Annotated in this window: 18 protein-coding genes, 1 other RNA gene and 1 pseudogene; 19 read left to right on the forward strand and 1 reads right to left on the reverse strand. The window is 43.8% G+C overall.

The features are described 5' to 3' along the window. Positions 1-45: 45 nt before the first annotated feature. The 19 genes and pseudogenes from eno to KDC22_RS01010 all read left to right on the forward strand — a co-directional run bounded on the left by eno (position 46) and on the right by KDC22_RS01010 (position 19,393). Positions 46-1,332, forward strand: a complete 1,287-nt coding sequence (gene eno, locus KDC22_RS00920; RefSeq protein ID WP_173135636.1) for a phosphopyruvate hydratase — start codon at positions 46-48, stop codon at positions 1,330-1,332. A 147-nt stretch (positions 1,333-1,479) separates the two neighbouring features. Further along, a complete protein-coding gene (locus KDC22_RS33930; protein ID WP_211721766.1) occupies positions 1,480-1,743 on the forward strand; it encodes a YesK family protein in 264 nt (87 codons plus the stop codon). Between the two features lie 154 nt (positions 1,744-1,897). Then, entirely contained in the window at positions 1,898-2,131 is a 234-nt protein-coding gene (gene secG / locus KDC22_RS00930; RefSeq protein ID WP_211721767.1) for a preprotein translocase subunit SecG, read from the forward strand. Between the two features lie 232 nt (positions 2,132-2,363). Beyond that, on the forward strand, positions 2,364-5,411 hold the full coding sequence (rnr, locus tag KDC22_RS00935) for a ribonuclease R (RefSeq protein WP_211723846.1): 3,048 nt from the start codon (positions 2,364-2,366) through the stop codon (positions 5,409-5,411). Positions 5,412-5,677: 266 nt separating this feature from the next. Further along, complete coding sequence (smpB, locus tag KDC22_RS00940) at positions 5,678-6,157, forward strand: SsrA-binding protein SmpB (RefSeq protein ID WP_039296783.1); 480 nt, start codon at positions 5,678-5,680, stop codon at positions 6,155-6,157. Between the two features lie 200 nt (positions 6,158-6,357). Further along, positions 6,358-6,722: a transfer-messenger RNA gene (gene ssrA, locus KDC22_RS00945) on the forward strand. 315 nt (positions 6,723-7,037) lie between these two features. Next, positions 7,038-7,613: a hypothetical protein gene (locus tag KDC22_RS00950; RefSeq protein ID WP_211721768.1), complete on the forward strand. Its 576-nt coding sequence runs from the start codon at positions 7,038-7,040 to the stop codon at positions 7,611-7,613. Positions 7,614-8,094: 481 nt separating this feature from the next. Beyond that, on the forward strand, positions 8,095-8,211 hold the full coding sequence (locus tag KDC22_RS33685) for a recombinase family protein (protein WP_281425104.1): 117 nt from the start codon (positions 8,095-8,097) through the stop codon (positions 8,209-8,211). 28 nt (positions 8,212-8,239) lie between these two features. Beyond that, the gene (locus KDC22_RS33690; protein WP_281425105.1) at positions 8,240-8,350 is read left to right on the forward strand and encodes a recombinase family protein; all 111 of its coding nucleotides are present in this window, start codon (positions 8,240-8,242) and stop codon (positions 8,348-8,350) included. Positions 8,351-8,530: 180 nt separating this feature from the next. Continuing rightward, a complete protein-coding gene (locus KDC22_RS00965) occupies positions 8,531-9,049 on the forward strand; it encodes a hypothetical protein (RefSeq protein ID WP_211721771.1) in 519 nt (172 codons plus the stop codon). An 804-nt stretch (positions 9,050-9,853) separates the two neighbouring features. After that, on the forward strand, positions 9,854-11,722 hold the full coding sequence (locus tag KDC22_RS00970) for a DEAD/DEAH box helicase family protein (RefSeq protein WP_211721772.1): 1,869 nt from the start codon (positions 9,854-9,856) through the stop codon (positions 11,720-11,722). Between the two features lie 4 nt (positions 11,723-11,726). Continuing rightward, on the forward strand, positions 11,727-12,038 hold the full coding sequence (locus KDC22_RS00975) for a hypothetical protein (RefSeq protein WP_211721773.1): 312 nt from the start codon (positions 11,727-11,729) through the stop codon (positions 12,036-12,038). 62 nt (positions 12,039-12,100) lie between these two features. Further along, complete coding sequence (locus KDC22_RS00980; RefSeq protein ID WP_211721774.1) at positions 12,101-13,354, forward strand: HEPN/Toprim-associated domain-containing protein; 1,254 nt, start codon at positions 12,101-12,103, stop codon at positions 13,352-13,354. A gap of 128 nt (positions 13,355-13,482) precedes the next feature. Next, positions 13,483-15,624, forward strand: coding sequence for a hypothetical protein (locus tag KDC22_RS00985; protein ID WP_211721775.1), 2,142 nt, complete (start codon positions 13,483-13,485; stop codon positions 15,622-15,624). 338 nt (positions 15,625-15,962) lie between these two features. Then, a pseudogene (locus tag KDC22_RS00990) lies at positions 15,963-16,774 on the forward strand (Rpn family recombination-promoting nuclease/putative transposase). Between the two features lie 119 nt (positions 16,775-16,893). Then, on the forward strand, positions 16,894-17,295 hold the full coding sequence (locus tag KDC22_RS00995) for a hypothetical protein (RefSeq protein WP_211721776.1): 402 nt from the start codon (positions 16,894-16,896) through the stop codon (positions 17,293-17,295). 539 nt (positions 17,296-17,834) lie between these two features. Beyond that, positions 17,835-18,482, forward strand: a complete 648-nt coding sequence (locus KDC22_RS01000; protein WP_211721777.1) for a 2OG-Fe(II) oxygenase — start codon at positions 17,835-17,837, stop codon at positions 18,480-18,482. A 223-nt stretch (positions 18,483-18,705) separates the two neighbouring features. After that, complete coding sequence (locus KDC22_RS01005) at positions 18,706-18,999, forward strand: AbrB/MazE/SpoVT family DNA-binding domain-containing protein (RefSeq protein WP_173135566.1); 294 nt, start codon at positions 18,706-18,708, stop codon at positions 18,997-18,999. Between the two features lies 1 nt (position 19,000). Next, the gene (locus KDC22_RS01010) at positions 19,001-19,393 is read left to right on the forward strand and encodes a type II toxin-antitoxin system death-on-curing family toxin (protein ID WP_173135562.1); all 393 of its coding nucleotides are present in this window, start codon (positions 19,001-19,003) and stop codon (positions 19,391-19,393) included. Between the two features lie 36 nt (positions 19,394-19,429). On the opposite strand, the gene KDC22_RS01015 is transcribed toward KDC22_RS01010, so the two are convergent. Then, complete coding sequence (locus KDC22_RS01015) at positions 19,430-21,841, reverse strand: TOTE conflict system archaeo-eukaryotic primase domain-containing protein (RefSeq protein ID WP_211721778.1); 2,412 nt, start codon at positions 21,839-21,841, stop codon at positions 19,430-19,432. Positions 21,842-22,158: the final 317 nt, after the last annotated feature.

The raw sequence follows: 22,158 nt of genomic DNA on the forward strand, positions 1-22,158 counted from the left end.
CCACTGCAACACCCAAAACCAAAGTTAAAAGGAGATTAAACTTACATGACTATTATTTCTGATGTGTATGCTCGCGAAGTCCTTGACTCCCGCGGTAACCCTACTGTAGAGGTTGACGTATATCTGGAATCCGGCGCTAAGGGCCGCGCTATCGTTCCTTCCGGTGCTTCCACTGGCGCTCATGAAGCTGTAGAGCTTCGTGATGGCGACAAATCCCGTTACATGGGCAAAGGCGTTCTGAAAGCTGTTGAGAACGTAAACGACATTATCGCTCCAGAAGTTATCGGTATGGACGCTCTTGACCAAGTGGGCATCGACAAATTGATGATCACTTTGGACGGAACTCCTAACAAAGGCAAGCTGGGCGCTAACGCAATCCTGGCAGTATCCATGGCCGTAGCCCGCGCTGCTGCAACAGCACTGGATATTCCTTTGTACGTATACCTGGGCGGATTCAACGCCAAAACTCTTCCAGTACCAATGATGAACATCATCAACGGTGGTGAGCATGCCGACAACAACATCGACGTTCAAGAGTTCATGGTTCTTCCTGTAGGCGCTCCAAGCTTCAAAGAAGCTCTTCGTACAGGTGCTGAAATCTTCCACAACCTGAAGTCCGTACTGCAATCCAAAGGCCTGAACACAGCTGTTGGTGACGAAGGCGGTTTCGCACCGAACCTTGGTTCCAATGAAGAAGCAATCACTACCATTATCGAAGCGATCGAAAAAGCCGGTTACAAACCAGGCGTTGACGTATTCCTCGGTATGGACGTTGCCTCCACTGAGTTCTACAAAGACGGTAAATACACACTTGCAGGCGAAGGTAAATCTTACACTTCTGCTGAATATGTTGACCTTCTTGCTTCATGGGTTGAGAAGTACCCAATCATTACCATCGAAGACGGTATGTCCGAAGACGACTGGGATGGCTGGAAATTGCTTACTGAAAAATTGGGCGACAAAGTCCAATTGGTTGGTGACGACCTGTTCGTTACGAACACTGAGCGTCTGGCAACAGGTATTGAAAAAGGTATCGGTAACTCCATCCTGGTTAAGGTTAACCAGATTGGTACACTGACTGAAACCTTCGATGCTATCGAAATGGCTAAACGCGCTGGTTACACAGCCGTTATCTCCCACCGTTCCGGTGAATCCGAAGACAGCACAATCGCTGACATCGCTGTAGCGACTAACGCTGGCCAGATCAAAACGGGTGCTCCTTCCCGTACAGACCGTGTGGCTAAATACAACCAGTTGCTTCGCATCGAAGATGAACTGGGTGAATTGGCTCAATACAACGGCCTGAAATCCTTCTACAACCTCAAAAGATAATTTCTTTTGACCTATATTGAAGACCTGCCGAACTTCGGCAGGTCTTTTTTGGATGTAAATCCGAAAGGGCAATGCCCTATGCGAGATTGCCTCTGATACTTCTAGTGGGTTATTCTTTAATTGTAGGTAACTGGAAGGAGTGAAGGCATGGACGCTATTGTTGCCGGTATTGGTGTGGGGATATTGCTAATTCTCCTCAGTTGGGTGCTATCACGGACCGGGCGTGTGCGGAGCAGAGCTGTTTTTTATCCGGGGATCACTGGTTTACTGGGGAGTATATTATTGGTAGTTCTAAGTTTCACGGTAATTGGAGGCTGGGAGGGGATTGCGTATGCCTACTTCGCTGTACCTGTATTCGTTATCTCTGGCCTGCTGTTGCTCGCTCTTGTCTCCTATAGAAGACAAACCTGAGGAAATTAATAGAGATATATAGAGATATCAGGTAGAATACGGTTTGTTAGGTTGTATTCAATCTATGGCTATGATAAAATAAGAATGCTGTTTATGAAACGGAAATTCCAATTTAGCATAGATAGTGATGCTTGGACGTAGGAGGTGGAAGTGAATGGATATCTTTTTGAAAGTGGTGCTTCTGATTTTTGCCGTAGGTCTGATTGCGGTCGTTCTTCTGCAAAAAGGGAAAAGTGCAGGTCTTTCCGGTGCCATCTCCGGCGGTGCTGAGCATCTCTTCGGTAAAACAAAAGCACGCGGTATGGAGCTTGTGCTGCAGCGTGTAACGGTTGCTCTGGCAGCTGGATTCTTCATCATGTCAATCGTAGTAGCCGTTGTTGTTGACTAATTGGTCTACAGTAAGCCTTCGCTCTGTTCTGAATGGAATAGGCGGGGGCTTTTTTGTATGCAAATTTGACCGTCTGAACATCATAACAGGGATGCCCGGGATTGATTTCGTGTATACTAGGGTATGAAGTATGTAAAGGTAAATTTTACTTGAATTCTAAGCTGTGCAATAGGACAAGACATACATATATGCCAGCGGCATGTGTATGCTGCGGGAGGCCGAGGTGACGAACATGATAACACAGGAAATCTTACTTGATTTCATGCGGGAGACCGCTTATAAACCACTGACTTATGAAGAACTGGTGAGCCATTTCGCAATTGAGGATAGTGCACAGTTCAAAGCCTTCGAGGGCTTGCTGATAGAACTGGAAAAGGACGGCCGGATCATTCTGACCCGGAACAGCCGCTATGGCGTACCTGAGCGGATGGATTTGTTGCGCGGACGGCTACAGGCTCATGCGAAGGGTTTTGCTTTTCTGATTCCCGATGACAAAGAGCACCCGGATGTATATATCCACGCCAATGATCTAAAAGGCGCAATGAATGGCGATATCGTATTGATCCGCATTACCTCGAAAAGCCCGTCCGGCGGGCGTATGGAAGGTGAAGTGGAACGGATACTGATCAGAGGCGTGTCGCAGACGGTGGGCGTCTTCCAGAGTATGGAGACCTATGGCTTCGTGCTGCCTGATGATAAGCGGATTAACCGGGATATTTTCATTCCCAAGGAATCTTTCAAGGGTGCAGTGGACGGGGAAAAGGTTGTTGTCCGCATTGTGAACTATCCGGAAGGCCGCTCTGCGGCTGAGGGTGAGATCATTGAGATCCTTGGTCATAAGGATGACCCGGGTGTGGATATTCTGTCGGTCATCCGCAAGCATCAGCTGCCGGAGGCTTTTCCGGCTGAGGTGATGACGGAAGCGGAGCAGGCACCGGATTCCATCACAGATGAAGAGATTATCCAGCAGGGCCGCCGTGATCTGCGCGGACTTAATATCGTAACGATTGACGGGGCGGATGCGAAGGATCTGGATGATGCGGTGAACGTTGAGCGCCTGGAGAATGGTCATTATAAGCTGGGTGTTCATATCGCCGATGTTGGCTATTATGTGCGCGAGGGCTCAGAGCTGGACAAGGAAGCCTATGACCGGGGATGCAGCGTATATCTGGTTGACCGGGTCATTCCGATGCTTCCGCACCGGCTGTCGAACGGCATTTGCAGCTTGAATCCGCAGGTAGACCGTCTGACGATGTCCTGTGAGATGGAATTCGACGAGCAGATGAAGGTCGTGAAGCATGATGTGTTCACCAGTGTAATCCGTACCAAGGAGAGAATGACCTATTCGGATGTACGCAAGATTGTCGAGGATGAAGATCCTGAGCTGCTGGAGCGTTATGCTCCGCTGATCGGTGATTTCCGGCTGATGAAGGAGATCGCGATGAAGCTGCGCGATGCCCGGATGCGGCGCGGGGCGGTTGACTTCGACTTTGAAGAAAGCAAGATCATCGTAGATGAGACCGGTAAGGCTATCGACATTGTGAAACGTGAGCGTTCTGTGGCAGAGCAGATTATCGAGGAGTTCATGCTTGCGGCGAATGAGACGGTGGCTGAACACTTCCACTGGCTAAAGGTACCGTTCCTGTACCGGATTCATGAAGATCCAGACCCGGAGAAGCTGCAGAATTTCATGGCTTTTGCCGCTAATTTCGGCCATCACGTGAAGGGACGGGGGAATTCTGTCCATCCGCGCGCCTTGCAGGATCTGCTGGAGCAGATTCAGGGTACCAAGGAGCAGACGGTGATCAGCACGATGATGCTTCGCTCCATGAAGCAGGCGAAATATGATGCCGAGAGCACTGGACATTTCGGGCTGGCGGCAGAATTCTATTCCCACTTCACCTCCCCTATCCGCCGTTATCCTGACTTGGTCATTCACCGCGTCATGCGTGAGGTACTGGAGAACGGCGGGGCGCTGACGGAGAAACGCCATGAATACCTGGCATCCCGGATGCCGGATATCGCCCAGCAGTCATCGGAGCGTGAGCGTGTGGCCGTAGAGGCTGAGCGCGATACCGAGCAGCTGAAAAAAGCAGAATTCATGCAAGACAAGGTTGGCGAGGAATTCGACGCCATGATCAGCAGTGTGACCAGCTTCGGGATGTTCATTGAGCTGGACAACACCGTCGAAGGTCTGATCCGACTCAGTGCGCTGAGCGATGATTACTACCATTTCGACGAAGCCCATATGGCACTCATTGGTGAGCGTACCTCTAAGGTGTTCCGCATCGGCGACGAGGTGAAGATCCGTGTAGCCAAGGTGAATATGGATGACCACACCATCGACTTCGAGCTGGTCGATATGAAGCCGCGTGCGGCGGGAGACCACCGCAATTACGGTGGGCGGGGCGGCAAAGGCGGCCGTCCGGGCGCCGGAGGCCTCAGCAAGCCGTTCTCAGGCAAAGCCGGAGGCGGCAAGGGCCGCGGTAAAGGCAAGCCCGGCAGCGCTGCTGCCGGTGCTAAGAGCGGCGCTGCCAAGGGCAAGAATGGCAGCGCGGGCAAAGGTGGCATCTTCGGCGGTGCCGGGAAGGGCAAGAACGGCACCGGGGCCGGTAAAGGCGGCATTTTTGGCGGTGCCGCTAAGGGCAAGAACGATGCCGGAGCCGATACAGGCGGCATCTTCGGTAGTGCAGGCAAGAGCAGCGGCGCTGACGCTGGCGCCGGAGAAGGGCCGCGCGCAGATGCAGCGCCGGCTGGGGACAGCGGCGGCGCAGCAGGCAGCGGCCGCAAGCGCGGACGCGGGCCGGAAGCTGCGGCGCGGCGTGCACTTGCCGCCGCGTCAGCAGCGGGCGGCGCGGCGAAGGCAGACCGCCGGGGCGAAGCCGGCGGGGGTCATGCTCCGCGCGAGCGCGGCAGAGGCCGCGGCGCAGAGGCCGGTGGCGGTGCCGGGGGACGCGGTATAGCCTTCGGCTTCGGCTCCGGCAAGGGCGGCTACGGCGCGCCGGGCGGTGGCGGGTCCGAGCAGGCGGGCGGTGAGCTGCGCGGCGTAGACGCGAGCACACGGTTCCGCAGCCGCGAGGATCTCGGGGCCGACGGCCGCGGCGCAGCGCCGGAGGATAAGGGACGCCGCAAGAAGAAGAAAGGCGGCGTCTTCATCGGTACTTCGGTAACTCCAGGTAACGTGGAGACTACCAATCCGGCAGCGGCAGGCGCTGGCGATCAGAGCGGCAACCCGGAGGGCGGCGGCCGCAAGAAGCGGAAGAAGAAGCCACAAGAGTAGGCTTGTATATATGGCACTGTTCCTTACGGGGACAGTGCTTTTTTAAACAGATAAGAGAATAGACGGCGCTGCCGTTTCTACTTGTTAAAATTATAATTCATATGGTTCCACACGAGCGCTTCCTGACACCCGTATGTCAAAATGTTACTATGGATTACTATGCTATAGGGTGATCCTTCCTTGCACTGCCTGCTTGACTTTTGATACAATATAGACCTGATGTCCGTTCATGACGGGCCGGGAATTCGATTCAAGGAGTGACTTTCATGGGTAAAAAAGCAGACGGGAAAGTGCTTGCCCAGAACAAAAAAGCTTCCCATGATTATTTCATTGAGGATACTTATGAGGCAGGTTTGGTTCTGACAGGTACAGAAATCAAATCGCTGCGTAACGGCCGCGCTAACATTGGCGATGCTTTTGCTACCATTCGGAACGGCGAGATTCATATTCACAATATGCATATCAGCCCTTTTGAACAAGGGAACCGCGCTAATCCTACCGATCCGACGCGTACACGGAAGCTGCTCATGCATAAGGAGCAGATCCACAAGCTGCTCGGCTCATCCAAACGCGATGGCTTCACCATTGTGCCGCTGAAGATTTATGTACGCAATGGCTATGCCAAGCTCCTGATAGGTCTTGGTAAAGGAAAGAAGGAATACGATAAACGGGATTCCGCCGCGAAGCGTGATGCTCAGCGTGATATCCAGCGTGTCCTGCGTGACAAGCAGAAGATCGCCCGCTAGGCTATTAACCACCCAACACCCAATTGTTCCAGATTCGACCTTCAATTCCTTTAACCCACGTGTTAAAGTGTTGATAAATGTGCTATACTGTGTAAGTAACTTATTGCTTCTGAACAGCCATCTTGATCAAGATCGCTGTGAACCGGATCAGCATTTATGCTTGTGATTGATCCGTTAATCCGAAGCGCCCTTTCTAATGAGGGGCCGTTCTTGGATTCGACGGGGATAGTTCGAGCATGAGTAGCGAGTAGTGGGGACGCGTCCGCTTCATCAACGCTAAAGCCTATTAAACGGCAAACAACAAAACAACTACGCTTTCGCAGCCTAAGAAACTGTGTGCGTGCTTCTACCCTGCATCGCCCATGTGACAGGGATAGGGGCTAACAAGTAGTGGGATACGCTGTCTCATCTCCGCCTGCGGTGAGCTGAAGAAGATAATCAGGCTGACCCGAAGGGGACCCGGTTACGGGGGGCTTCTAGGGTGACATCAAAACTGTAACTACACTCGTAGAAGCTTATGTGCCGTTATCTTCGGACAGGGGTTCGACTCCCCTCGGCTCCATATGGAGTATCAGTAAAAGACACCTTAATCGGTGTCTTTTATGTTTTCAGGAGATAATCAGGGTTACAGTGTGGTAGAAAATCCTTGATAACACTGGGTTTTCGGACAGCGCTGGCCATGAATTGCATGAGTCTCTTTCATAAAGTTTATTCTGTGCTTCGTGAACAGCCATGAATACAAGAAGGTACAGCCAGTTCATGGAGGAGTTTTTTCATAATTGCAGGAAAATAAAATGTCTTACTGGATGTCTGTTTTTAATGAGTAACATGTTAGAAAAGGCAGTTTGAAGAATTAAAATAGATTTAGGGGTGCTTCTATATGGGGATTTTTGAAGAATTTAAGGTAAGAAAAGATTCTGGCGAAGTGTTACTTCTTAATGAATTAACATCAGAACAGCTAAAAACAATATTTATAGATGAGGGAAAAACAGACAAAATGATTTCACAGCTGTTTGAAGTAAAGGAATCACAAATCACCTATAGACGAAAGAAGTTTGGAATCACTATTAGAGGTTCTATTCTTGATGATTTTCTAATGGCTACTTCAGAAGATGCAAAAGAAATGAATGAAAAGATTAAACATCAATTACTTGATGAGAAAAATTTGACAATGATCTCAAAGGCGGTTACACATTTCGCTTTCAGGAACGGTCCTATTGAAGATATGCATGCAACACCCAACAATCAGCTTTCTGAAGAAGATATGAAAACTTTGAATAAATTTATGGTAAATAGATTGGCTTATATTTTCAAGTTAGTGATTGAAGAACGTTGGATGGAATTCGATTTTTTAATAAAAAGTACCGATCGTTTATATGGTCATTCATGGGACGAAGCTGAACCAGATGATGGGGAGACAAGAAAGATAATTGAGATGTTGTTAAAGAAAGGTTAAGAACGTAGTATAGAAGATATTTACAGATATACTATAATGCTCGTTATTGATAAGCAAGAGGTGCCTAAGATTCGATGGGATGAAGTTCAGGAGCATTTTCTTAATGTTGAAACTGTATAGTGAATTACATCAGGAAGACCCTTACAGGGAGTATTGTTTCTTTCATATTTCCCGTCCTGAGGTTGTAGCGTGAGAACGATATCTTGGTACCATAGGACTCAGATGAATATAACAATGTTTGGAAGAATGATTGGTCAGTGTTGGAGCTTTTTAGGCTCAGAAAGTTCGAATAAGAAGACCAATCGAATAGCTATCCCAAGTAGGTATGCCGCATTGACGGTGTACCTGCTTTTTTTGTGGCCAAATAATCCCACACAAGGGGCTTCGTGAAGAAATTGATATTATCCGTTAGGTATTTAATCAGTAGGCTTTTGAAAACAAAGGCTATCATAAAATCGCATCCGAATTGAATCAACAGCAGGTGCCTACGCAAAAAGGCGGAACATGGTCGGCCAGTACCGTCCGTGCAATCATTTTTAATGAATCATATATCGGAAGTAAAGTGTGGAATAAGCAAGACTTATCAAACCAAGGGTAAAAAGTGGAGAGATCGCTCCGAATGGATCATCACCGAGAACGCTCACCCAGCGTTGATTACGAAGGAGCTTTTTGAACAGTGCCAGGCTGCCGCCAAGCGACGCAACAATGGTGGAGGTGAACTCATAAGCCTTTGGTAACAAGACCGCCTCGCCCTTCTGGCTACGTGATATTATGGTCTGCGATAAATGCGGATCGCGAATGGTTGGTAACTCTGCATCCACACGCGTAAGAGTGGCGGACAGCGATACTACACTTGTGGCGGATGTCTGAGAAAAGGAAAGGGATTCTGCTCTTATGTCGGCTGGAGAAAGGTGCGTGTGGAAGAGGTTGTGACTAATAAGCTCAGAACAACGCTGATGCGGTTGTCGATGGATAACCAGTTGGAGGAAGAGATTCGCATGTACCATAACGAGAAGAACAAGCATGTCATTGCTCAAGTATCGAGCCTTGCGGCCGAGATCGCATTTTTGGAGAAACGTGTAGATGCGGTTGTAGGTGATATGAACGCAGGGAAAGGGAAGTCGTTTCATCAGGAGATGCTGGATGAGATGAAGATGGAGTTGATGGAGAAGAAGTCAGAGCATGTAGCATTATCGGCAGGGCTGCGAGAGGTTGATGTTCCAGAGGAATACAGCGCGTCCGCGAAATATGATATTCAGACGTTGATCGGACTGCTGGATGCAGAGTTGCAGAATCCACAGATGTTACATCAGATCGTGAATAAGTTTGTGTCGCGGGTGGTCGTGCAGAGGGAGACGAAAAATGTGTATGTGACGGTGCAGTTTGTGAATGCGGATGAGGTTTTGTATGAGAAGAAGATAGTAGTAGGACTGTAATGAAGTGTTTTTATCTATGATAAGTGTGGGTGAAGAATGGTTGGCAATTCAACCTACAAGACGATGAAGTGCGAGGGTCGAAATTATAGGTGCGTTACTGCGGCTTACATTCGACAATTCATTGGAGGAAGAGATTCGTAAATATCATGATGATGCTAACCGTCACCAGATTGTATCCGCAGCAAACATGGAGGCCGAGATTAATTTCTTGTAGAAACGGATTGAACAGATGCAGCAGGAAGTACAATCTGGCAGCGGTAAGGCGTATTACGCAGAGATGATTGCCGAAATGTCTTCAGAATTGACGGAGAAGCGAAGAGAGCATAATTAGCCAATCAAGTATTTAATGTATCGCAGGAGAGCTTACAGACGCTTCAGCAAGACATTAAGACGATGATTGCATTGTTGGATGAGGAAACACCGAGTCCGCAGGTGATGAATGAGTGGGTGAAGAGGTTTGTCTCGAATGTGAAGGTTCATAGGGAGACGGAGGAGCTTTATCTAACGTTAAGACTCATCAATATTGAGCAGGTGATATATGAAAAGATGCTAGTGATAAGCTATAAAAACATATATATTATCAGCCGACAAATGCTTTGACAGTGTATTCATGGTATGAGACTATGTGTATATAGTATCCATTATCTTGAATCTTCTGTATACAATTGTCGGTTGAATTGTTTTGTTATAAGAATGAATTCATGAAAATGTTCGCCAGTTGTATGTGTGCCGTATAAATCAAACATAATTTAATTGGCCTTATGATGATGAATTTCTAATATTACATTATTGGGGGATCATGCATTGAGCAAAGAGGAGTCTTATTTTAAATCGGTAAATGCATTTATTGAAGGGAACATTGCTTTACGAGATCCACAAAGGGCTGCACATAGGCGTTTGAAAGAGAGCCTTTTACGAGATCCAGACACTCATAAGATTGTTGTACTTCCGACAGGCACAGGAAAAACAGGTACTATGGGATTGATTCCCTATGAGATAAGCGATGGTAAAGTTTTAATTATCACCCCTGGAGTAGTAATTCGTGAAGGTGTCTCAGATGAATTTGATACAAGAACACCTTTGAATTTTTGGACAAAAAGAAATGTCATCTTAGATGATACCAAATTGCCTCAGGTTTACCGTTATGCGGGATTTCAAACGGCTCCTGATAAGAAAAGAGTCATGGGTTACTTGGAAAAGGCTGATATCATTATAGCTAATATTCATAAGGTATATAATGCGAAGTCTAAAAAGGCATTGGTAAACATTCTGGATTCCAATTATTTTGATATGATTATCATTGACGAAGCACATCATTCCGCTGCGGACTCTTGGCTAAATACCCTTAAACATTTTGATGCAAAAAAGGTGGTTAAGTTAACAGCTACACCAATCAGAGGGGATTATAAAGAAATCGATGGTGAATTAATCTATGAATATGAGCTCGCTGATGCCATTAAAGAGAAGCTGGTTAAAAATATCGTAGCTGAAGATTACACAACAGAAAAACTAGAATTTTTAGTCGATGGTCAGCCTGTAGATAAAGCAGCAGCGTTGGAAGCTATGGATGAGAAATGGGTCACACGCTCAGTTGCTTACTCACCTGCATGTAATAGGACAATAGTAGAGATGAGTATTAAAAGACTAACTGAAAAGAGAAGTCAGGGTAAAGCTCATCATCAGATTATTGCGGTTGCATGCGATATCGATCATGCAAAAGATGTAAGGGATTTGTATGCAGAGTATGGTTTAACTGCTGCTGTGGTTTCAAGTGACGATCCAGAGGCTGCTGAAGATGTCATTATTGAATATAAGAAGGGGCAGATAGATGTAGTTGTTAACGTCAATATGTTGGGTGAAGGTTTTGATCATCCCAACATCAGTGTAGCAGCTATATTCAGACCATTCAGGACGTTAGCTCCCTATGCTCAATTCATTGGAAGAGCGTTAAGGAAAATTCCTGTAGGCAACGATACAATAGATAATGTTGCACATGTTGTGTATCATACTGAGTTGGGACTTGATCAACTTTGGGCATTTTATACTGGTCAGAAGATTAAGTCTGAGAGAAAAAAAGTGATAGAGTTCGAGTACCATCGCGACTATAAACAAAACCGAGCTGTTGGTGATGTGAATTCAGAAGGTAATGTGGTAACTACTACCAGGGAGTTTCTGAGTGATGGTGTAGCTAGCTTGTATCGAGAGCAAATCCAAGATAACATTCGGAAAGAAGAATTGAAAATTGAAAACGTTGCAAATATAATGAGGGAACAAGGACATACCGAGGTTGAAATAGACGAGTATAAAACATCGCAAAAACGCAGGGTAGATGGCGAAATCACTGAAAAGAGAAATAAATTACGTGAAGAACTGATCCGTGAAGAATTGCATAAAATTCATAAAGAAGATGTTATTAATCAGGTTGAAATCCTCTTTGCTGAAACGGGGGCTGATCCAAAGGGAAAAGAACTACCAAGTAATACGACTAGTCAGTTCTTAAAGTCTGCTGATACTAACATCGCTTATGCGATGAAGTATATTAATCAATCATTAAAGAATAAAGTTAAGCGTGGAATTGATGAATGGGAATCGTATGATTTTGAACAAGCTAGAATACTGTTGCCGCAAATTATTGATGCCATTCGAGTGAAAATTTTAATTTTGGAGGAATAAACGAATGGATAATATTGAAAAAGTAACGAAATTATTAATGTATAGTGGGCCTAGTGCTATTGAGTTAATTGAGAAAGCTGTTGAAAGTGATAATCAATTTACAATTGCGACTAGTGATAAGCTGACTATCTTAACGATTCATTCCGTTATGGCATATGCTCTAAAAGTGACAGATGTCTTTACTTACAATGAGCAAGGACATTTGATAAAACAGATGTTAATAATGAATGGAAAAGAGAAAATTATCTTTGATAAATTTAAAGAAGCATCAGATATTCTGGGGAATATATCAAAAAAGAAACAATTGGTTTCTTAAATAATTCACAAAAGGCCGTTATATGTTTAACGGTCTTTTTATTGTCATTGGAGTGAACTTACATGGGTAGTTATGCGTCATTAAAAGTTGCAGAGTTTGAGCTAATTTCATGTAAAAATTTTGTTGATGCCAAGTTAATGACAACATTTAGGGAGTCTGATAAGCAACAATACAATTATCTGGATGAAGATAGTGAGATGCGAACTGTAGCTAAATATTCAAATCGTGTAGAAATAATAAAGTTAAGATTAGGCATCATGGGGTTTAATTTAGAGTCAACAAAAAAAGAATTTTTGCTTAATAATAACGAGCATTATTCTATTGAACAAATTGGAATTGATGGGGAATGGGAACAGGTTCTTATCGAAGGTTATACATTTGATAATTGGATGAGTGAAATGAAATGGATAATAAAGTCGGGCCAATATAGTTTTGAACTAATTAAATACATTGAAAGTCTTGATAAGCCTGTCCTTTATAATATGCTATATGAACAAGAAAATGGTGATTCATTATATGGTTTTGAGTGTTCAGATATTAGATATATTTTTAGGGCCATAATAGAACTATTTGAAGATACGGATGAGTTTTATTTAGATTATAGCGACTTGGTCGATGGTGGTTACTGTTCAGAAGAAGATAAAATATGTGAACTATCTTTACAAAGTCTTGCGGAGAATTATGCCGCAAACGAAAAGACTATTATCATCACTGAGGGTTCATCGGACATCGCAATAATTAAGAGAAGCATAGCGTTTCTTTATCCGGATGTTATTGATTATTATTCCTTTATGGATTTTGAACAATCTAATGCCCAGGGGAGTGCTTCTTCACTTGTAGGTTACCTAAAAGCTTTCATTGGATCAGGATTAAGAACGAGAGTAATTGCTTTGTTTGATAATGATACTGCTGCTCAAGAGGCAATCATAACGTTAAATAAGATCAAGGTGCCTTCAAATATTAAGGTGCTGACATATCCGTATCTAAAGTACGCAGAAGAATATCCGACAATAGGGCCTCATGGAATAGCCTTTATGAATATTAACGGACTTGCCGGTAGTATTGAACTGTATCTAGGCTGCGATATACTTAGTAATACGGGGCAAGAGTATCCTACTAAGTACATACCTGTTCAATGGAAGGGCTATAGCAAAGCCTTGAAGAAATATCAAGGGGAGATATTAAATAAAGAAATTATATTAAAAACATATTTCTCCTTCTTAGATCAATTAAGTATTACGGATGAAATAAAGATTGATCATGATTGGGATGGTATGGAATTAATTATGCAGACTATTTTTAGAGCTTTTGATTAATATAGGCTTATTGTGAGAGCGTTGGCCTCACTCCAGCTAAAATATGGGGGAAAGCTTCCGTTGGCTCAGATCATTTTTGGGGCTGGTGAGTTGTTGTGGTTAGCGGCGGTGCTTAATACAGTAGTTGTGTGAATAAAGTGATTAAAAGAGAGGTTGTTCATATGCAATCAAGTGACAAGCTGGCTGAACTCAACAATAAAATGTTGCTTAATTATTACGTTGTATTTAAGTCGAACAATAATGATCCATTGAACTTTAATCCAATTGTACATCTTGCAGATGTTGGCATGCAGTATAAAGAAACAATGCATATGCTAGATCCTGATTTAATAAATATCATGCCAGCTTTACACTATGCTATGCATTTACCTCGTATTGGTTTTGATGTTTTAGATCTGGATGAAGAAACACTACTGCAAAGTTATGATCAGCCTAATAATATCATTCCTATACCTTCTGATTTTGTTAATATGATAAACGATTTTTCTATGCCACTCCCTACATTAATTATTTATGAGGAGGGCTGTACGGAAAGTGCTAAAACTCTTGAAAAGAAACTAGGATCAAGGCTTGGAATAATTGGATTTGATAATCTTTCTACAGAAAGTCTAAAAAAACATTGGAGAATGATTTGGGAAACTATAAATGAGAGTGATGATAAAAATGTTGTGAATTATGAGAGCTTACAGCTGTACGACGCTAATGAAATAGATATATTACCATTAGTTTTTTTCTCGAATCAGTTTGGAAGATTAAAAAAAGTTATAAATGTTGTAAAGTCATCAGAGTACGCATTTGGTGATATTGCTTTAATTCAATTTGAATCACATGCTATATTGGCGACATGGAAAGAAATGCTGGATGAGGCACGTAAAAATTCTCGAAATATTGACAAATCAAGCTTTCATAAATTATTGAGTAAAAATCGCGGCAGAGCTCAAGTTCCTGTTGTTATTACAATGCCTGGTATAGCTATACCACAAGTTAGTCGCTATGGTCGCTCTGATAAGTTGCCAGATGTTGAAAAACAAATGATTAAATTATTAGGTACACATAGAGCTATTGCAAGAAATGCTATCTACATCGAATTGGATAATATGCCGAGAGAATTATTCTATGAGCTTAATCAGTTGGAAATTAACTGTAAGCATGAGCGTGGAACGAATAATAGATATATATGGAGAACATTAAAAAAATTAGGAAAAATTCTTTCCAACCACCTGACGGGGGATCAAAAAGATATTATTTTGAGAGCCAGTCACATAACTGTTTTTTCTGATTTTCCGATAGGGTTGGCTATATTTGAAGAAGTTTCTGCCCCATTATGTTGTTACAAGTCAATTTCATATAGACCGCTAACTCCTTTAACAAGAGCTTTACAGTTTGAAGTTCCAAAGATGCCTTATTACTATATTGGAAAAAGATTAAAAGTTATTGTCGCAGAATGTTTAGAAAAAAATGATCATATCAGGAAATATTCAAATGCTATGTGTTCTACGCTCCAAGAACTTAGTGCTAAATATGAAACTCTTGATGTAGTCTATAAAGAAGTTGCGACCATTCAAGAATTGAAACGGTTTTTGTACGACCATAGGGATGCTGGTTGTTTAGTCTTGTCTGCTCATGGGAAATACGATACTAAGAGAAATATGGCGGGTTTATGCATAGGTGGCGATGTATGGATGGCTGAGGAGAATGATTTTATAGTACCGCCAATAGTATTACTGAGTTCGTGCCATGTCAGTCCAAGGGGAGCTGGAGCAGTATCTGTTGCGGACTTATTTCTTCGTAGTGGTGCTGTAGCTGTTTTGGGAACGTTCATTCCCGTAGATGTTCGTAGAAACAGTTTACTGATGGTTAGGTTATTTTTGTACATCGCTGAAACCCAAATAGGTAATCATTCATTCAAAACACTAGATGAAATCTGGTCATTTATAATTTCATCAAACGCAATAAATGAAATTATGGATTCTAATCCACCTTTGAAACGTTGGGGGATGGATGTGAAGCAAGATGGAAGTTTTCCCTTGAAAGATTTCCAACATATAAGAAGCGTCGGAAGACTGAGACATTCTCATATATATGAGGATACAATGCAAGTATTAAGAGAAATGTTAAGAGAAGAAAAGCTGATTACTTATTTTGAAGAAATCAAACATTCAGATAATTTCTTCCCTGAATCTTTGTTCTATCAGTTGATCGGATATCCAGAGAATATTTTTATACGAAATGAAGTTTTTGAAGAGGCTAGCATATCTAATAACCTGTGAACTAGCTTCTACTCTGCATCGTCCATGTGACAGGGCTAGAGGCTAACAAATAGTGGAATACGCTGTCTCATCTCCGCCTGCGGTGAGCTGAAGAAGACAATCAGGCTGACCCAACGTATAGCCGGTTACGGGGGGCTTCTAGGGTGACATCAAAACTGTAACTACACTCGTAGAAGCTTATGTGCCGTTATCTTCGGACAGGGGTTCGACTCCCCTCGGCTCCATATGGAGTATCAGTGATAGACACCTTTAGGGGTGTCTTTTTCATTTTTGTTATTTCCTTCAAAGCTCATTTTCTTTGAGAGATGATATCATAACAATGAATGGAGTTGATGCCGATGGATTTACTTGACCCGCGTGTGGATTTCGTATTCAAACGGATATTTGCAGTGAAAACAATAAGGATGTGCTGCTGGCTTTTCTCAACCGTATTTTTACGGAAGCGGGTAAGCGGCCGCTGACTGAGATCATCCTGATGAAACCCTATACGGATAAAGATGATCCACTCGACAAACAATCCATTTTTGATGTTTATGCCAAGACCTCTGAAGGTAAACTGATTGATATAGAGATGCAACTGTTTAATAAGTACGATATAGAGAAGAGAACGTTGTTTTACTGGAGCGAGCGATACGCTTGCCAGCTTCAGGAAGGCGAGAAGTATCAGGAGCTAAGGAAGTGCGTTACTATCAACATTTTAAACTATGCTTTCTTGCCAAATGATGAATACCATAATATATTTCATCTCCGAGAAGACCGGACGCTGATACCACTGAATGACGATATCGAAGTGCATTTTCTGGAGCTGCCAAAGCTGGATGATGTGATTCCCTCGAACGGCGGATTGGAAAACTGGCTGCTGTTCCTCAAAGGCGTAGATATATCACATTGGGAGGTGCTGAAAATGAACGAACCTGGATTGGAGAAGGCGATGGATACCTTGTAATACTTGAGTCAGGATTCAGAAGCCAGACGGTTATATGAGGCTAGACAGAAGTATTTGCATGATGAGGCTTCTATGCTGGGAAGTGCAGAGATGGCTGGAATCAAAAGAGTGGCTAAAAATATGCTTGAAATGGATATGGACATAATTACCATTGTTAAGGCCACTGGATTAACAGAGCAGGAGATCAATGCTTTGAGAAAGTAAAGAATAAGGGAGTATCCTATAGGGATGCTCCCTTTCTTTTGCGCAATAGTCACTGTTGTTGTTTTAAATCTAGCAAATAGGAAATACTAGTATTGTAGATTTGAAAGGGGGAATAGAGAATGGGAGCTTATCGTATATCAATGGTAAGGATGGACACAATGGGAAAGCATTTTGCGAAGAACAGAGAAACGTTGTCTGAATATGCAGCACTAGAGAACGCCTATCTTGATGGAATGAGAGAAATACTGAGTGAGGTGGCTGCCAGAAAACATCTTGAGATATGGGGGATGCAATCTAACAATCCTCACATCAGGAAGGCTAACGAAGAGTCTTCTTATGCAATCGGTCGCCTACATAGTAGCTTAAATGAGACTCAACGTGAATTGTACGGATTCATGGAGGAGACTATGAACACAGAACAGGGTCTCGAAGAAGAGGAAGCTTTTGTAATCGGATTTCTGGAGGGATACCGCTTTATAAAAGAGCTCCAAAGATCGGGCGGTGGTCTGACTCTGGTTTAGAAGATACTACCCAATATGCTATAACAATAGTAACTATTTAACCGGAGGTGTTCAAGATGCGATGGGATGAAGGGCCAAGATGAACATAACGGAAATCTACGGGCTTCCCTATGTAAGCATAACAAGGATTTTCAAGTGGAGATCGGGAATATGGATTATGGCATGGAAATTGACGGCATTTTTGGTTTTAATTTCTTGAAACAAGCAGGTGCTGTGATTGACACAAGAGAATTGCAACTGAAAACTAACGTTGTCTAAACGGCTATCTCATACAGTTCCAGCAGCCCCCGCCGAATTGTGGCTCTGCAAGTCCACGCCACGCCTCCACATGGAGTATCAGTGAAAAACACCCTTAGGGGTGTTTTTTTATGCCTTTGTCATGATTTACTAAAGAAATTAGAATGCATGCTAATGGTTATGTACATTTTTCGATCTCCCTAATAGAGTCTTTGAAGTTTCTGAAGTAATGTGAGCAAATAATTCCATTTTACGGTATATTACTTTTGTAATGTATGCACTACTGTGGGAGCTGTGTAAATATGGCAGGGGATACAACAGACAAAGAACAGACGATATTTGAACATGCTGGAAATACGATTAAGACAGAAGACCGGGAGATTCGAATTCTTGCCAAGTATGAGGAACCACTAGTTGTCTTACTAGGAAATGTACTTAGCGATGAGGAATGCGATGAGCTAATAGAACATTCTAGGGAACGATTGAAACGTTCAAAGATCGGTGAAGATCATGTGGTCAATCAGATTAGGACGAGCAGCGGTGTGTTCTGCGAGGAGAATGAGACGGTTACAAGAATCGAGAAACGAATCTCTCAAATTATGAATATTCCTATCGGGCATGGCGATGGTCTGCAAGTTTTGCTCTATACCCCTGGTCAAGAGTATCTACCTCATTTTGATTTCTTTGCACAAACGAGTAGAGCTAGTAACAACAATCGAATTAGTACTCTCCTGTTGTATTTGAACGATGTGGAGGAGGGCGGACAAACGGATTTCCCGATGCTTAATTTATCTGTGTTTCCCAACAAAGGAATGGCGGTCTACTTTGAATATTTTTACGATAATCATGAATTAAACGAGTTCACCTTGCATGCAGGTACACCAGTAATTAAAGGTGAAAAATGGGTTGCAACAATGTGGATGAGAAGACAAGCCCATCGTCTCTCCTAATGGTATGAATACGTAGTGCGTGTTTTAGAATCAATGGTAAGTCAGGAATTATAATTTCTAGTAATCAGCTGGAGAATTAAAGCTGGAGATATGCAAAAGAGATCATCTGAGAAGATGGTCTTTTTTATGTGGTTCTGATAAAATGTACATACGTTATAACTTTTATTACTGTTATAAGTTATAACTTGAAGTGAATGAGCATACTATAGGAGGAAGAAATAAAATGAATGGTGTGGTCAATGTGAAAAAGGACAAATCGAAGGTGATTCGCTATTCCCGCAAAATAGGACGAATGGGGAATAGCTTAGGAGTAAGCTTGCCAAAAGCCCTGGCAGATAAGTTGAATGTCTCGCAAGGGGATGAAATCGAGTTTATTGAAAATGAACGTGGAGAAGTAATATTAAGAAAAAACCGAATCGGCCATTTGCCCAATCAGGTTCGGCCTGAGGTGCTGGAGGCGTTTTACGATGTGTTTGAAGAGGATTTGGGTATCCTTGAAGACCTAAGGGATCGTTGATATGACTAACTTTCTTACAAAGGAAGAGGTTATTTCAGCACACTATTTTATAATGAAAAGAATGAACGACGCAGATCAAGCAGGAGTGAAAGATCACGGCCTGTTGGAATCTGCGGTACATAGGCCGCAGCAAAGTGTTTTTGGCGAGGATGCGTACCCCACTTTATTTGATAAGGCGGCTGCTTTACTGGAATCGCTGATCAAAAACCACTGCTTTCATAATGGAAATAAGCGTACTGCTTATCTGGTTACGAAGTCGTTTTTAATCATGAATGGCTACCATTTAAGCATGGAACGGGAGTTTGCAGTTGAGTTTATAGTGAATATTGCAAAAGGTCTACCTACATTAGAAATGACCGCTCATATTCTAAAAGAACACTCTAAAGAAAGATAACCTATGGATGCTTCAACACTATTTTTATAAGCTTTGTTACAACTCCGCACCCCTATACCCCATCTTCCGATAGCCCTTCACTCTTTTCTTGAACATCGCCATCAGCATAGGGACCTGAAGGTCGATATAATCATATATTTTCACTTCTTCTTTATTCGCATGACTCCGGTGCAGGCGGCCTGCATATTGCTGCAAGGTACCTGACCAGGAGATCGGATGGACGAGAAACAAGGTGTCCAGTCTGGCATCATCGAAGCCTTCACCGATTAGCTTACCCGTAGCGATAACTACACGTTCTTGATCATCGGGAATAGAAGCGATTTGGGCACGGAGAGCCTCCCTCTGCTTTTTTCCCATTCCGCCTCTTAGCATAATTACGTTTTTGGCAAAAGGCTGCAATCGCTCTGCAAAATATTCAGCATGTGCGGTCCCTTCAACCAGCAGCAGCGGAGAGCGGCCTTCATCCAGACAGGTAAGTAAATCGTCAAAAATAAGCGTGTTACGTTCCTCGTTATCTACAAGCTGCTGATAGATCTCCTGAATGCCTGCAGCCTGCTCCCCTGGCTTGAGCTGAAGATGTGTATACCGGGGAACGACGCTTAACGAAAATCCTCTAGAACTGCTTAAAGTCTTGGCATCCACTTTCAATAGCACAGGTCCAAGCTGGAACCGTACGATGGCTTCTTGTCCATCCTGGCGTTTAGGAGTGGCAGTTAAGCCGAATACATACTTTCCTTTGACTTCCCGCAGAACCTGTTCGAAGCTGTAGGCGGATACGTGGTGGCACTCATCCACAATGACCTGGCCGTATTCACTAACGAAAGGTTTAACCTCCCCTTTATAGTTGAGGCTCTGAATGACAGCAATGTCGATCATGCCGGTCCGCTTGTTTTTGCCGCCGCCGATCAATCCGATCGCCTGTTTTGGCACGTTAAGAAAGGTTTGCAAGCGTTCCTGCCATTGCTCTATAAGCTCCCGGCGATGCACCAGAATAAGGGTATTTGTCTTTCTTGAAGCGATGATGCTGGCGGCTACGACCGTTTTGCCAAATGCGGTTGCCGCTGATAGAACGCCTATGTCCCGGCTTAGAATCGCTCTGGCGGCTGTATCCTGAAGAGTGGTCAGTGTACCGGTGAACTTTGCCTCGATAGAAGTTCCAGACGAACGTTGATCCTTAAGCGATACCTTGACCTGATTAAGCTCGAAAAAAGATAACACATCTTGCAAACATCCCCTCGGAAGAATCACGTAATCCTCCTGGTCCTCTGCGCATGAGATCACCCGGGGTTTACCGTAGGTGGAGAGCCGCATCGCTTGTGTTTTATAAAAATCCGGGTTGGAGAAGGAGGCTATTTTGATCAGAGCATGAATTGCACTTGAAGGAAGTCCAGACTTGGGGATGTACAGACGATCCGATTGCAGAATCTGTATTTCAGCAGGCATAGGTTCAATCAAGACCTCTCCGGTCTGACCCATAATCTCATGTAACAAGGTTAATTTATCTGTTTCGTGGTCTAACCCCGCTGTAAGACGGTCATTGTTAAAAAGTCCGCGCTCCCCGTGCTTATATATAAATTGCTTCACCATGTCTTCGTCCAGCTTGCCAAGCTCGGATAATATACCCCATTGATCGGCATAGGGCTCAAAGCGTTCATCCACAAAGACACTGTTCCCCTGTTTACGCGGCCCGCCTTGAAGAGGAAGGGCAATGAGGTTACCGAATCCGCCCTTGGGCAGTGTATCCTGATTGGGAAACATACGGTCATAGGATTCCATGCCGATCTGATATCTTTTGTTCATGGTCAAACTCAGCAGAGTCATTCCCAATCTTCTGACTGTAGCTGCCTCTATATTTTGACTGAAGAAAATCCAGACATGCCCCCCGTTGCCGGAACGTGAGCGCTCTAAGAGCGCAGGAATTCCATGAATTTTACATACCTCCATTAAGGAGGTGACATCCTGTTTCCAATCGTTTTTATCAAAATCTATGGCCAAAAACCAGCAGGTCTCATCCGGCAGCATGGGATAAATCCCAACCGTTCGGTCTTGCCGTGCGTCTAAATGAGCGGATAGCACTTCGCTTGTAAGGGGCATGAAGCTCTGGTGTTTGCAGACCGAACACTTCACCCGGGGTTTCTCGCAGACGGAAGTCCACTCATTGGCGCAGGCGGGCGAATATCCGGACTTGCCTTGCTTGTTGCTCCAGCGAATCGGGTATACATCTTCTCTGCCGCGAAAATAACTTTGATATAGGGCGAGCTTGTCCTCTACGGTAGAGTACTGGTGAACGTTAGTTGCCGGTGAGGTGGGGGCATCTGTTATTTGTGCATTAGTACTTGTGGTATGGTCATTCTGAAGCTCCAACAGACTTCTCAATCGGGTGACTTCCTGCTTAAGTTCCTCAATATGCGCCAGAGCCGCATTATATTTGGCCTCTATATTGTCCATTGCTTGGTCCTCGCATTTTATTTATATTATACCTTGTAAGCTAACAGAGTAATAACTATGGCAATTATAACCTAATTAGGGAGATCGGAAAAATGCTAAATTTAAAGAAAACAACCCTTAAAAAGCAGCTTCAAGAGTGGAACAGGTTTGCCGAGATGAATAATATAGAAGTACTAACACTGAGACACCTTTAGGGGTGTCTTCTTTTGTCATACCTACTATAGGGACCTTGTCGCATAACTTAACCCGTGCAGACGAATTTGGTAAGAAACATCAAAAAAGAGTCGGCTCGATCAGTTATACTCCGGTTATTAACC

This window comes from Paenibacillus tritici (assembly GCF_018207515.1).
GTDB classification, from domain to species: Bacteria; Bacillota; Bacilli; order Paenibacillales; family Paenibacillaceae; genus Paenibacillus_AQ; species Paenibacillus_AQ tritici.

What these genes read in the sequence shown, in the direction of transcription:
- eno (WP_173135636.1), top strand. Translation starts at nt 46, where the DNA reads ATGACTATTATTTCTGATGTGTATGCTCGCGAAGTCCTTGACTCCCGC.
- KDC22_RS33930 (WP_211721766.1), top strand. Translation starts at nt 1,480, where the DNA reads ATGGACGCTATTGTTGCCGGTATTGGTGTGGGGATATTGCTAATTCTC.
- secG (WP_211721767.1), top strand. Translation starts at nt 1,898, where the DNA reads ATGGATATCTTTTTGAAAGTGGTGCTTCTGATTTTTGCCGTAGGTCTG.
- rnr (WP_211723846.1), top strand. Translation starts at nt 2,364, where the DNA reads ATGATAACACAGGAAATCTTACTTGATTTCATGCGGGAGACCGCTTAT.
- smpB (WP_039296783.1), top strand. Translation starts at nt 5,678, where the DNA reads ATGGGTAAAAAAGCAGACGGGAAAGTGCTTGCCCAGAACAAAAAAGCT.
- KDC22_RS00950 (WP_211721768.1), top strand. Translation starts at nt 7,038, where the DNA reads ATGGGGATTTTTGAAGAATTTAAGGTAAGAAAAGATTCTGGCGAAGTG.
- KDC22_RS00975 (WP_211721773.1), top strand. Translation starts at nt 11,727, where the DNA reads ATGGATAATATTGAAAAAGTAACGAAATTATTAATGTATAGTGGGCCT.
- KDC22_RS00980 (WP_211721774.1), top strand. Translation starts at nt 12,101, where the DNA reads ATGGGTAGTTATGCGTCATTAAAAGTTGCAGAGTTTGAGCTAATTTCA.
- KDC22_RS00995 (WP_211721776.1), top strand. Translation starts at nt 16,894, where the DNA reads ATGGGAGCTTATCGTATATCAATGGTAAGGATGGACACAATGGGAAAG.
- KDC22_RS01000 (WP_211721777.1), top strand. Translation starts at nt 17,835, where the DNA reads ATGGCAGGGGATACAACAGACAAAGAACAGACGATATTTGAACATGCT.
- KDC22_RS01005 (WP_173135566.1), top strand. Translation starts at nt 18,706, where the DNA reads ATGAATGGTGTGGTCAATGTGAAAAAGGACAAATCGAAGGTGATTCGC.
- KDC22_RS01010 (WP_173135562.1), top strand. Translation starts at nt 19,001, where the DNA reads ATGACTAACTTTCTTACAAAGGAAGAGGTTATTTCAGCACACTATTTT.
- KDC22_RS01015 (WP_211721778.1), bottom strand. Translation starts at nt 21,841, where the DNA reads ATGGACAATATAGAGGCCAAATATAATGCGGCTCTGGCGCATATTGAG.